The sequence below is a fragment of the Apibacter sp. B3706 genome (assembly GCF_011082725.1).
In the GTDB taxonomy this organism is placed as follows: Bacteria; Bacteroidota; Bacteroidia; order Flavobacteriales; family Weeksellaceae; genus Apibacter.
This window is the reverse complement of record NZ_CP049715.1, coordinates 637,718-650,719: the sequence shown is the minus strand read 5'-3', so window position 1 is coordinate 650,719 and position 13,002 is coordinate 637,718. Positions and strand designations below refer to the sequence as shown.

Genomic DNA, 13,002 nt, shown 5'->3' with positions numbered 1-13,002 from the left:
ATTATTTAACGAGTAATAATTGAAATCACAGATAATATAATACCTGCCAAAGATATAAAGACAGAATTTGTAGCACTATATGCAGAGGAGTTAGTTTTTGCTCCATTCGGATGAACATAAATCACATCATTTTGAGATAGATAATATACCGGAGATCTAAAAATTTCATTGGTTGTTAAATCAACGTGCGTGAAAGTTTTATTTCCATCCTTATCTCGAATCACTATTATATCTTTTCTTTTTCCATAAATAGTTAAATCGCCTGCTAAACCTAAGGCTTCTAAAATGGTAATTTTTTCATTAGACAGTGTATAGGTTCCCGGTTTTGATACCTCACCTAATACTGTAATTCTAAAATTAGAAATATGAATATTGACAGAAGGTTCTTTTATATAAACTCTTAGTTTTTCTCTCATAAAATCCATAGCCTGAGATCGGGTTAAGCCTCCTAATTTTAATTTTCCTAAAACCGGAAAATCTATTTCACCGTTTTCATCAATCAAATAGGTTTTCAATCTCGGATTAGTAGAGGTCATATTTTCAGAGCTGGATGTAGTAGAGTTGTATGGATTTTGTTGATTAAATGGAAGTGTTGATTCTAAATCTAATGCTGAAATTGTTATTACAAGTAAATCATCTGGTTTTAAGGTTGGCGTATATTTATATACTTCATTTAACGTGGTTTCACTTCCTTGAAAATAATATAGTTTTTTTTTAGATGCACAAGACATTAAACTAAAAATTATAATCATAATAACTAAAGGAATAATATAAGATCTAGTTTTTTTCATTAGTTTATTTATTAGTTTTAAACTTCAAAATTTATTAAAAATTAAAAAGTCTTTATTTCAAAATATTTAAATCACCTAATCATAATCTTTATTTAATAATTTCATTATTCAATCTCTTAAAAGTATATAAAAGATCATCTTATAGGTTGTTCACTATTTAATTTTAAAATTTTATTTTAATTTACAAAATTAAACTATTTTAATCATATTTTCAAAATATTAACGGCTTTAAATAATTCATTTTATTTTTTTTCACAACTTAAATTAAATCATTTTAACAATAAAAATTTAATTTATATAAAAATAATTACAGTAAATAGTAAATTAATTTACAAATTATAGCAAAAATTACAGTATATATATTATTAATATAAAAAAATTAATGAATTATATATTTATTTATGATTTATAAAGAAATTATTTTTTTTAAAATAATATTAGTATAAATATTATACAAATATTGAACTTAATATAATTTATTTTAAATTTCAACGATTATTTTTATACATTAAATTAATCATTCCATCAGCAGCACCGATTTTTGGAACATGAATTCGTGTGGAATGTGCAAATTTCATGATCGAATTATATATTAATAATGCCGGAACAATTACATCAGCCCTATCCGGTTTCATATTAAATTTTTCAATTCTTTCCTCATAAGAAATGCCTTTATATAGTTCGTACTGATGATGTATATAAGAAGCCGAAAGAAATTTACCTTCTTTTTTTCCTGAATTTTTAAATACAAAATTTATATTTCCTCCTGATCCTATTACATCTACGGATTTCCCTTTTGTTATTTTAGTCACCCAGGGTTTAACAACATTTGTTAGATAATTTTCATCCACCTTTTTATCTAATAATCTAACGGTTCCTATAGGAAAAGATTGACTATGAAGAACTTTACCTTTATTTAATAGGGATATTTCCGTACTGCCCCCTCCAACATCTACGAATAAATAATAATTATCGGAATACAAAAAATTTTTAAGTTCCGAACTAAAAATGATCTTTGCTTCTTCTTCTCCGGAGATGATATCTATTTTAATTCCACTTTTGTCTTTTATATAATTGATAACATCTTTGGAATTTGATGCTTCTCGCATAGCAGAGGTTGCAAATGCTCTATACTCATCCACATTATAAACTTTCATCAATAAGCTATAAGCTGTCATTGCATCATTTAACCGCACCATAGTTTTTTTAGATATTTTCTTATCTGTAAAAACATCCTGTCCCAATCTTATAGGAACACGAACTAAACTGGTCTTATTAAATGTTACAGTTTCTTTAGTTTCATAAATGGTATTTATTAGTAGTCGTACTGCATTAGAACCAATATCTATAGCAGCATAGGTTAAAATATTCATCATTTATTTAACTCTTTAATATATTGATATATAGTTTCTTGAGAACGATTTTTCTTTTTTCTGTTTTTTTGGTAGGGTTCCTCAAATCCTTCTTGTATTAAACGTCCTTTGACATTATCGTTAAAACCCAGTTCGAAAATTTTCATAATCTCCTGTTTATTTTTTGTACTAATAATAGGACATGCAACTTCTACTCTATGATCAAGATTTCTTGCCATAATATCCGCCGATGAAATATAAATGAGGTCATCACCTCCATTCTTAAACCAATACACTCGCGGATGTTCTAAAAATTTATCCACAACACTAATTATTTTTATATGATCACTTAAACCGGGAACTTGAGGGATTATAGAACAAATGCCCCGTACGACCATTCGAACTTCCACTCCCATTTTACTGGCTTCATATAAATAATCAATAATTTCTTTATCACATACACTATTAACTTTAATATTAATTTGCGCGGGTAATCCGTTTTTTTTATTGTTTATTTCCCGTTCAATACCTTGTATAATTTTTCGACGTATTCCCCAAGGGCTTACTGCAATATCTTTATAATGTTTTACCAAATAATTGGCATTAAAAAAATCAAAAACTTGGTCCACTTGTTTTACTATTGCTTCATTAGCTGTGAAAAGAGTGAAATCCGTATACAATCGTGCGGTACCTTCATGAAAATTTCCTGTTGAAATAAATGCATATTTAGTTGCTGCACCTCGTTGAGGTTCTCTTTCTACAATTCCAATTTTTGAATGGACTTTTAATCCGGGAACTCCAAAAATTACCTTGACTCCTTCATCTTGTAATTGCTTCGACCATTTTATATTATGAGCTTCATCAAATCTTGCCCTTAATTCTAAAACTGCCGTTACCTCTTTTCCATTCCTTGCAGCATTGAGTATGGCACTTAGAACTTGAGAGTCACTGGCAACCCTGTATATGGTTATTTTTATTTTTTTTACTTTTGGATCGATAGCCGCTCCTCTTAAAAATTTCAAAAAAACAGAATAATCATAATACGGAGCATAAAGTAAAGTATCTTCTTTGGCAAAAGCCTTAAAATAGTTTTTTTCTCCTTTTAAAATTTTAGGTATAACAGGTTCTATTTTTTTATATTCCAGATCTTGTCGTCCTAAGGTAGGAAATTTCATAAAATCTTTTTTATTATGATATTTTCCTCCGGGTGCTAAACTATCGTATTCATCAAGATCAAACATTTTCTTTAAAAACCTGAGCGTTTTAGGATCAATAGTTTTATCGTATACTAAGCGGACCGGTAATCCTTTTAATCTTTCTTTTAAGGCCACTGCTATACTATCTACATAACTGACTTGCACATCGTTATCAATGGACAGATCTGCATCTTTTGTTAATTTTATGGATTTACCCTCGATGGTCTCGAATTTAAAAAATTGAAAGATATCTTTTAAATGATATCTAATAATATCTTCAAGAAATATTACATAATGTTTATCATTAATATCAGGTAAGACTAAAAAACGCGAAAATCTGTCCGAAGGAACTTCAATAAGTGCATATTGTTGATTTCCATTTTTTTTAGTCATGGTTACTATTAAATAAAAAACATTATCTCTAAGGTTGATTGTTTTATCTCCCTCTTTCCAATATAATATAGTTAAATTATGACTTAATTTATTTTCAAAAAAATCTTGAACGAAAGGTTTCAAGCTCTCGGGTAAGGTCTTATCATCAACTAATAAAGTTTTTTCTTTAGCCAGCTCTTTAATTATTTGTTCATACAATTTATCATATTTTTCTTGCTGATGAGCAACTGTCATATTAATCTCTTCCAATAAATTTACATCTTCTTGACTCTCAACAATATTATTATATTTTCTGTTGAATTGAACCATTCGAGCTATATAAGCATACCTAACTTTATAAAATTCATCTAAATTGTTAGAATATATTCCTAAAAAACGAAGTCTTTCTAATAAAGGATTTTTCTTATCCATTGCCTCTTGAAGTACTCGAGAGTTGAATTTAAGCCAACTTATTTCCCTATTGATATATCGAAAATTAGATCTATCCATGACTAAAATTTATTATAATTAAATCTAAAAAAATTTATTCTATTTTCAAATGGGTTAAAAAAAAACAATCCATAAGTTTTTATGGATTGTTTTTGCTATTGTTCAATTATTTTTTATTAATAATATCATTTAAAACATTGACAGATTCTCTAAGGTTAAAATCTTTTTTCATTCCTTTGTACCAATCTTCACGTTTTGCTTTAAGGACAGTATCTTCTTTAAACTTGACTAACTCGTAAGCCGGAGCCTCTACTTTTATTTTTGCATCAAAATTAGTTTCCTTTTCATATACTTTACTTTGATCCCTTCTTTTATTCATTTCCTGCATGAACTTATCATACTTTAGCGGGATTTTAGTAATCTTTTCCAATTCTTTTGTCCATTTACCTGCTTTCTCTATAGACGAAACATAGGTACTGCCTTTTAATCTTTCTGCACTTCTTGCTTTAAGATATTCATAATCTATTTTAGGTGTACCTTTCCAGGTAGAATAATTTGTTGGAGATATCTGATCCCACGGTAAAGCATATTCTTGAGACTTTTCAAAGATATCAGAATAGGAAAAAATACCGGGAATAACTATATCGGAATTTACCCCTTTCAACTGAGTTGAACTTCCGTTTATCCTATAAAATTTTTGAATAGTTACCTTTAAGGCTCCGAACTTATCGTCTTTCATACCAAATCGATCCAAAGGAAAGATGGTTTGTACCGTTCCTTTACCATATGTTTGAGAAGGTCCGACAACCACAGCCCTATGATAATCTTGCATGGCTCCAGCCAGTATTTCTGACGCTGACGCTGAAAGTTCATTGGTCATAAGAATTAAAGGCCCATCCCAAACAATATCTTTTTCTTTGCTGTCTAATACTTTTATTTTTCCGCTGGAATCTTTCACTTGAACTACGGGCCCCTTTCCTACAAATAATCCGGTTATATCAACCACCTCAGACAATGATCCACCCCCGTTGTTTCTTACGTCCATAATCAAACCGGTAATTCCTTGCTTTTTTAATTCATTAATTTCTCTTTTGATATCATCGGAACAATCTCTGCCTTTACTGTTACTCTCTAGATTCACATAAAATTCTGGCAAATACAATATACCGAATTTATTACCTTTTTCATCCGTTATAATCGCGCTTCTAACAAAGGTTTCCTGAATTTCAATTTCTTCTCTTACCAAAGTTACCGTTTTGGTACTTCCGTCCTTTTTCTCTAAAGTTAATACTACCGTAGTTTTTTCTTCACCTCTTATTAATCGGATAGCATCATCTAATAACATTCCTACTACACTTACCGGATTACCATTTTTACCTTGTTGTACTTTAATTATTTTATCTCCTGCCTCAATTTCTTTAGATTTCCAAGCCGGACCACCAATTACTAGTTCCCTGATCGTAGGATACCCTTTAACATCTTGTAATGTTGCACCAATTCCTATAATTTTACCACTTATAGAGCTGTTAAAATTTTCTTTATCTTTAGGTGAAAAGTAGGTAGTGTGAATGTCAAAAACTTCCGTATATGCATTGACAAATATGGAAAATAGATCAGATTTTTTTCTTAATTTTATTTGTCTAAAGTATTCTGACAAGTTTTCTTTAACTTTTTTTACGGCATCTGCTTCTATTTCTTCTTTTGTTTTAGGCTTTTCGATTTTTTTAGTAACTTTTTTACTGATCGAATCCGTTTTTATGGAATCACTAGTATTTATGCTATCTTTTACGTTTTGAGTATTAAATATTTCCTGTAGTATTCTATATTTAATGTATGATTTCCAATACTGTTTTGCCTGATCTTTATTTTTTGGGAATTTTCTTTTTTTATCATCAGAATAAAAATAATCATCATTAGAAAAGCTAATTGGCTGACTGAAAATATCATTAACATATTGTTCCGTTTCATCAATTCTTTTATACAACCTATCGATAGTTAAATGATAAAATGAAACATCATTATTAATAAACATATCACTCATTTTATCTCTGTATTCAGAAAACTCATCCATATCAGAATCCAGAAAATATCTTTTAAACGGATCTAAGTCTTCCATATATTTTTTAAAAACATCCCTTGAATAAGACACATCTAAATTTTTAGGCGCATAGCTTGTAAAAAGTAGTGTTTCTCTAACTCTTTTAATTATCTCTCTTTCATTGTCGGCATGAGAAGAAGCATTAAAACAAAACACTAACAGGCTCATGGAACATAGCGATAAAAATATCCAGGTCTTTTTTAAATTAAGCATCGGTTTACGTATATTATTTGTAATTTTAAAAAATAAATTCAAAGATACTATATTTTTACAAGGAAAAATCTTAGTTTTGTTATAAATTTTAAATTTCATTGAAATCCTATGGAAAAGCCTTTAATCTTAGTTACCAATGACGACGGAATCAATGCTCCGGGAATACGTGAGTTGATTGATATTATGAATGAAATCGGTGAAGTATATGTTGTTGCTCCGGATAAGCCTCAAAGTGGAATGGGACATGCAGTAACCATTCATTCCACTATTCGTGCAGAAAAAATGTATATTGAAAATGATACCCGCAGAGAATGGGCTTGTAGCGGTACTCCTGTAGATTGTGTGAAATTAGCCATTGATCAATTATTACCTCGAAAACCGGACATCTGTGTCTCCGGAATTAATCACGGTTCCAATTCCTCAATTAATGTAATTTACTCCGGAACGATGTCTGCTGCCATTGAGGGAGGTATTGAAGGAATTCCTTCCGTTGGTTTTTCTCTATGCGATTTTTCTTATACTGCAAATTTCAAAGCAGCCAGAAAACATATAAAATCTATATGTGAAAATATTTTAAAGTATGGATTACCGGAAGGGGTCGTTCTCAACGTAAATATTCCTAAAGCCGAAGAAAAAGATATTAAAGGAATTAAAATTTGCAGACAGGCAAATGCTCATTGGGACGAAGAGTTTGACCGTCGGATTGATCCTAAAGGCAAAACTTATTATTGGATGACAGGTAATTGGTGCAATTCAGATAAGGGAGATGACACGGACGAATGGGCATTAGATAATAATTTTATAAGTATAGTTCCCGTTCAATTTGATTTAACAGCTTACCATTTTATGGAAAAAATTAAACAATGGAATTTTGAAATAAAATAACATAATTTTAAATCAACTTTAAAAAAGAAATATTTCAAATGATAGTTGTTATCGGTATATGTATTTTTGCAATTTCGGGGATAATTCTTTTTGCTATATTGAATAATAAAAAATAGCTTCTATATTAAGTTTTTCTCTTAAACTATTTAAGATTATATTGATATTAAGGATTATTTTGCAATAGTTTATTAAATTCTTTCTTAAAATCAACTTTTTGTATTTCTTCCTCTACTTTAGGAAATAAGAATATTTTATCGAATATACCTAATCCAATAGTTTTCCATTGATCATGATATAAGATTTGAATGGTAGAAAACAGATAATAATTTTCTCTTCGTATATGAGTATCCATCATGTAAGTAACGATCTTATCACTGATAACGGGAATAATATTCTTACTAAATTCAGCTAGAAATTTAAGATTAGGATCTTTGTTTTCATTTAGTTCATCCCCCATTTTCTGATCGATAATGGACGTTAATTTATCTTTAATAAATGCTTGGTGCATTTCTTTGTCCGGATTAGTAAAAAAAAGACTACCATTCAGTAGTATAATAACAAAAATAAATAAATACCTTAATTTCATAATTTTTAAAATTAACACTTGTAAAGGTAAACTAAAAATTATATAAAACTATTTTATTGTTCTGAATAACAAAACAGTAATATAAAATTTTATATAAAAAATCACCTCATTCATTTAAATAAAACTCATATTTTTGTGTAAATATTATTCGGAAATGGGCAATTATAATTTTGATCAAATCATAGATAGAAAAAATACAGATTCACTTAAATTTGGAGTACTTAAAGAAAGATTTGGAAGAGATGATCTTATCCCTCTTTGGGTTGCAGATATGGATTTTCAATCTCCAAAGGAACTTGTTGATGCTATGGTTGAAAGGTCAAAGAACGGAATTTTTGGATATCCTTATGTTTCCAATGAATACTATCAATCAATCTGTAATTGGCAATGGAAACAACATCAATGGAAAGTAAGCAAAGAAGAAATTAGTTATTTACCCGGAGTAGTCAAAGGAATTGCTTTTGCTATAGATGTCTTTTCAGAAAAAGGAGACCAAATTATAATTCAACCGCCCGTTTATCATCCTTTTCGCATTATAACCCAATTACATGACAGAGAAGTGGTAACCAACCCCTTACTTTTAGAAGGAGATCAATACAGAATGGATTTTGAGGGTTTGGAAAAATTAATGACTACCAAATGTAAAATTTTATTACTCTCAAATCCCCACAATCCCGGAGGCAGAGTTTGGAGTCGAAATGAATTGAAAAAACTTGCTGAAATTTGCTATAAAAATAAAGTTCTGGTTATCTCGGATGAGATACACTCTGACTTAGTTCTATTTGGAAATAAGCATGTTCCTTTTGCAACAGTTTCAGAAGAAGCAGAACTAAACAGCATCACCCTAAGTGCCCCTTCAAAAACGTTCAATATAGCCGGTTTGGTTACCTCCTACTCCATTATTAAAAACAAAAATTTAAGAGAGCGTTATCATAAATATTTGGTTAGCAATGAATTGAATCAAGGAAGTATATTTGCCTATCTGGCCATACAAATTGCGTATGAAAAAGGGGAAGAATGGATGAATCAATTAAAAAGGTATATTGAAGAAAATACTAAATATGTAGACCAATTCCTAAAATCAAACTGTTCTAAAATCAAAGTAATCATACCGGAAGCATCTTTTCTTATATGGCTGGATTGCAGAGAATTAAAATTATCTCAAAAAGAATTGAATTGGTTTTTTATAGAGAAAGCTCGTTTAGCATTAAATGATGGAGCTATGTTTGGTAAGGAAGGTACAGGATTTATGAGGATGAACGTCGGATGTCCTCGATCTGTACTTGAAGTTGCTTTAAAACAATTATCAGATGCTGTCAGTCAATTATAATTAGGTTTATTATTTTAACTAATCATTAACTTATTTATAATTAAAATAAATTAGTAGTTAACTTTTTACTTTTCGATCACATTATCAGCATGTTAGATTATATTATATATATACATGTTAAAAATCATATAAATAAAAAATGATAAATTATCTAGTTTTATCCTTGAAAAAGGAGTTATATGAAAAACATTTATATTATATTGTTAACTTTCATCTTATTCACGCCAATATTTATTAAATCTCAGAATGTAAGTTTACTTGCAACTGCCTCAACAACTCAGGTAAATCAAAAAGCTTCTTCGAATTCTAATAAAATAAAATCAGAGGAAACTAAAAAAGAAACCATTTCTAATTCGAATGCAACCAATGAAAATAACGCACCTTTAAAATTTATCACACAACTAGGGTTATTATTAATCGTTATTTATTTTGGTATAAAAAAAGGAGGAGTTTCCTTAGGTTTATTAGGGGGATTTGGAGTGGCCATATTAGTTTTATTATTCAGGGATTCTCCCGGATTACCTCCCATTGATGTAATGCTTATAATACTTGCCGTAGTTACTGCTTCCTCAACCTTAGAGGCCACCGGTGCACTCGGTATGTTGGTGAGTTTTGCGGAAAGAATTTTACGTAAAAATCCAAAATATATTGTCTATTTAGCTCCTTTATCCACTTTCTTTTTAACCATGCTTGTAGGAACCGGTCATGCTGTATATCCATTATTACCGGTTATTTACGATGTGTCTTTTAAACAAAAAATTAGACCCGAACGACCTATGGCGGTAGCTTCGATAGCCAGTCAAATGGGAATTACAGCCAGTCCTATAGCAGCAGCAACAGCAGCTATGATCGGTGTAGCCTATAAAGCCGGAGTTACCATAAACTTAATTGACATTTTATTAGTTACCGCTCCTTCTTGTTTTTTAGGGGTGATGTTAGCTGCAACTTGGAGTTTAAACAGAGGAAAAGATCTCGATAAAGATCCTGCATTTTTAAAGAAAATGGAAGATCCTGATATGAAAGCCTATATAGTAGGCGATTTAGAAAGATCTGAAAGTACTAAACCTTCAAAAGATGCTAAAATATCACTAAGCTTATTCTTTATTGGCATCCTATTTATCATCTTAATTGCTTTATTCCCGGATTCAATTTTACCAAAAAATAACGGTAAAACCATTCCAATGACCAGCGTATTGCAATTTATCATGTTAGGAGTTGGTGCTATTATTGTCTTAATAACCGGAGTTAAAGCTAAATCTATATCGGATACTAAGGTTTTTAATGCGGGAATGATTGCTGTAATTATGATTTTTGGAATAGCTTGGATGAGTGAAACCGTAATAAAAAATAATGAATCCTACTTATTATCTTTAATAAGTGATATGGTGAAAGAACGTCCCTGGACATTTGCCATAGCCATGTTCTGTGTGTCTATGTTTTTAAAAAGTCAAGCAGCCACAATATTAGTTATGATGCCCATTGGATTTATGCTACATATACCTGTATCCATTTTAATCGGATGTATCCCTGCATCTTATGCTTACTTCTTTTTTGCTTTTTATCCATCGGATTTAGCGACCATAAATTTTGATAGAACAGGAACAACCCATATCGGAAAATATATTCTTAATCACAGTTTTATGATACCGGGTTTAATCGGTGTAATTTCAGCTACAGCCATTGCTTTATTTTTATCCTATTACGTAGTTAATTAAATTAAATGATTAACTATTTTTTAATCTCAAGAAATTGATAAGTGTTTCTATGGATATAAAACTATATTCATTTTGATTCTTATCAAGAAGATAAAATACGGAATCTTTTTCTAAAATCTGAATGGATGCTTGATCGGAAATAACAAAATTATTTTTTACCAAAGCTTTTTTTAACCAGTATGCAGATTGAGAATTGGAAATTACTCGTACTGTTTTAGAAGTATGAGAATTGAAAAAATTATATTCATTGGCTTGATAATCAAAACGTATCGCATCGTTTACAAAATAATCATATAAGTTGTATCTGTTAGCAACATCTTCTGTAAAACCTGTATGTAACAAATCATCTTTTATAAACCATAATCGGTCTGCTATAGCAAGGCCTAAGGATAAATCATGAGAAGTAAATAAAATAGATTTATCCTGATCGTGGGCATACATTTTAATTACATTCATGATTTCTAATTTATTAGCTATATCTAAATGTGAGGTAGGTTCATCTAAAATTAATATTGGACAATTTTGAACTAAAGCTCTGGCAATCATCACCTTTTGAAGATTACCATCCGAAAGTTTAGTTATATTATATTCTCTATATTGGCTAAGATTCAACAGGTGCAGTATATCGTCAATAGCTTCAATCTCTTTTTTTGTAAGACTCTGATACCATTTTTTATAAGGATATCTACCTAAAGCCACTAAATCAAAAACCCGTAGAGAGGGGCTGACAGCGATTTGAGAAAGAACTACCGCTAGATATTTTCCTGTTTCTAGGGGTGAGATTTCAGAAATATTTTTACCCTTAATTTTTATTGAGCCCTCAAGCAGAGGAAGTTCACCATAAATGGATTTTAATAAGGTAGTCTTTCCACTTCCATTTTTTCCAGTCAAAAGTATAATTTCTCCCTTTTTCATGGTAGCATTCATCCCTGAGAGAACCGGCGATTGATAACCTATGGATAGATTATGAAATTCAAGTATAGAATTACTGTTTGTTTCCAAAGGGTTAATTTTTAAATCTGTCTTTTAAAATTATAAATAATATTGTTGGCACACCAATCAAAGAGGAAAGTATATTTACAGGCAATTGCGTATAACTCATAATAAGGCTTACCAATAACATAAATACGCTGCCTATCAAAATATTTAAATTAATTTGAGTCCAAAGTGCGGCAGGATTCCAAATTTGTCTGCAAAAATGCGGAATAATAATACCTACAAATACAATCGGTCCAAGCATAGCGGTTGTACTTCCCGTGAGTAAGCAGACGGCTATCAGAATATTAATTTTAAGCTTCGCCATATTCACTCCTAAAACCTTTGCATACTCCTCTCCCATGAGATAACCTATTAATTTTTTTACCGACATAAAAGCCGGAAATAGTCCCAGTATCGTGCAAATTGTAAAAACTGAAATTTGATTTCCGGATAATCCTTCAAATGAACCAAAAGACCAATATACGTATTGTTTCAGAGATTCAGATTGTGAGTAAAATTGTAAAGTACTGATTAATGACCCACAAAAAGAGGATAAAAGAAAACCAATAATAATAAATGTTGAAATATTCTTAATTTCTTTGGATATAAACAATAATAGGAGTGAAGTAAGCAAGGCACCTGTAAAAGCACTTATGATAAGTAACCAACCTTCTAGCCATTGGTATTGAAGAAAGAATAGTCCTCCACCTAAAAAAATAAGCAATGCTACAGCTAAAGCTGAAGCAGATGTAATTCCTAAGACGGAAGGTTCTGCTAAAGGATTTTTAAAAAGTTCTTGAAGTAAAAATCCACTAACGGGTAATGATATCCCTGCTAATACTACAGCTACCGCCCTGTAAAATCGATACGATATAATTAACTTTTTAGTTTCTTCTTGAGTAAAAAAAAGATCGTATAAAGAAATATTTTCAAATCCGGTCAATAAATTAATAAGAAATAAGAATATACAACTTAAAAAAAGTAAAACTATAAGTAGTATAAATCTTTTTGAAAACATAAATACAAATATAAAAAC

10 protein-coding genes are annotated in these 13,002 nt (G+C 30.1%); 3 read left to right on the top strand and 7 right to left on the bottom strand.

The annotated features are described in order from the left end of the window. Positions 1–5: 5 nt before the first annotated feature. The 4 genes from G8C41_RS02895 to G8C41_RS02880 all read right to left on the bottom strand — a co-directional run bounded on the left by G8C41_RS02895 (position 6) and on the right by G8C41_RS02880 (position 6,472). Complete coding sequence (locus G8C41_RS02895; protein ID WP_105297832.1) at positions 6–791, bottom strand: polysaccharide biosynthesis/export family protein; 786 nt, start codon at positions 789–791, stop codon at positions 6–8. Positions 792–1,279: 488 nt separating this feature from the next. Then, positions 1,280–2,167, bottom strand: a complete 888-nt coding sequence (locus G8C41_RS02890) for an exopolyphosphatase (protein ID WP_166006049.1) — start codon at positions 2,165–2,167, stop codon at positions 1,280–1,282. Next, entirely contained in the window at positions 2,164–4,221 is a 2,058-nt protein-coding gene (ppk1, locus tag G8C41_RS02885) for a polyphosphate kinase 1 (protein WP_166006048.1), read from the bottom strand. Before ppk1 ends, G8C41_RS02890 begins: the two co-directional genes overlap by 4 nt. A gap of 106 nt (positions 4,222–4,327) precedes the next feature. Continuing rightward, complete coding sequence (locus G8C41_RS02880; RefSeq protein WP_166006047.1) at positions 4,328–6,472, bottom strand: carboxy terminal-processing peptidase; 2,145 nt, start codon at positions 6,470–6,472, stop codon at positions 4,328–4,330. A gap of 108 nt (positions 6,473–6,580) precedes the next feature. Between G8C41_RS02880 and surE the strand changes: the two genes are divergently transcribed. Then, positions 6,581–7,357 (top strand): 5'/3'-nucleotidase SurE, encoded by a 777-nt coding sequence (gene surE, locus G8C41_RS02875; protein ID WP_166006046.1) that lies wholly within the window; start codon positions 6,581–6,583, stop codon positions 7,355–7,357. Positions 7,358–7,520: 163 nt separating this feature from the next. Here the strand turns inward: surE and G8C41_RS02870 are convergent, their stop codons facing one another. Beyond that, positions 7,521–7,943, bottom strand: a complete 423-nt coding sequence (locus tag G8C41_RS02870) for a DUF4359 domain-containing protein (protein ID WP_160566541.1) — start codon at positions 7,941–7,943, stop codon at positions 7,521–7,523. A gap of 154 nt (positions 7,944–8,097) precedes the next feature. On the opposite strand from G8C41_RS02870, the gene G8C41_RS02865 reads away from it, so the two are divergent. Together G8C41_RS02865 and G8C41_RS02860 are read left to right on the top strand one after the other, a co-directional pair. Then, entirely contained in the window at positions 8,098–9,273 is a 1,176-nt protein-coding gene (locus G8C41_RS02865) for a MalY/PatB family protein (RefSeq protein ID WP_166006045.1), read from the top strand. A 179-nt stretch (positions 9,274–9,452) separates the two neighbouring features. After that, positions 9,453–10,988, top strand: a complete 1,536-nt coding sequence (locus G8C41_RS02860; RefSeq protein WP_166006044.1) for an anaerobic C4-dicarboxylate transporter — start codon at positions 9,453–9,455, stop codon at positions 10,986–10,988. Between the two features lie 9 nt (positions 10,989–10,997). Here the strand turns inward: G8C41_RS02860 and G8C41_RS02855 are convergent, their stop codons facing one another. Together G8C41_RS02855 and G8C41_RS02850 are read right to left on the bottom strand one after the other, a co-directional pair. Further along, positions 10,998–11,990 (bottom strand): ABC transporter ATP-binding protein, encoded by a 993-nt coding sequence (locus tag G8C41_RS02855; protein ID WP_166006043.1) that lies wholly within the window; start codon positions 11,988–11,990, stop codon positions 10,998–11,000. A 4-nt stretch (positions 11,991–11,994) separates the two neighbouring features. Further along, positions 11,995–12,984, bottom strand: a complete 990-nt coding sequence (locus G8C41_RS02850) for a FecCD family ABC transporter permease (RefSeq protein WP_166006042.1) — start codon at positions 12,982–12,984, stop codon at positions 11,995–11,997. Positions 12,985–13,002: the final 18 nt, after the last annotated feature.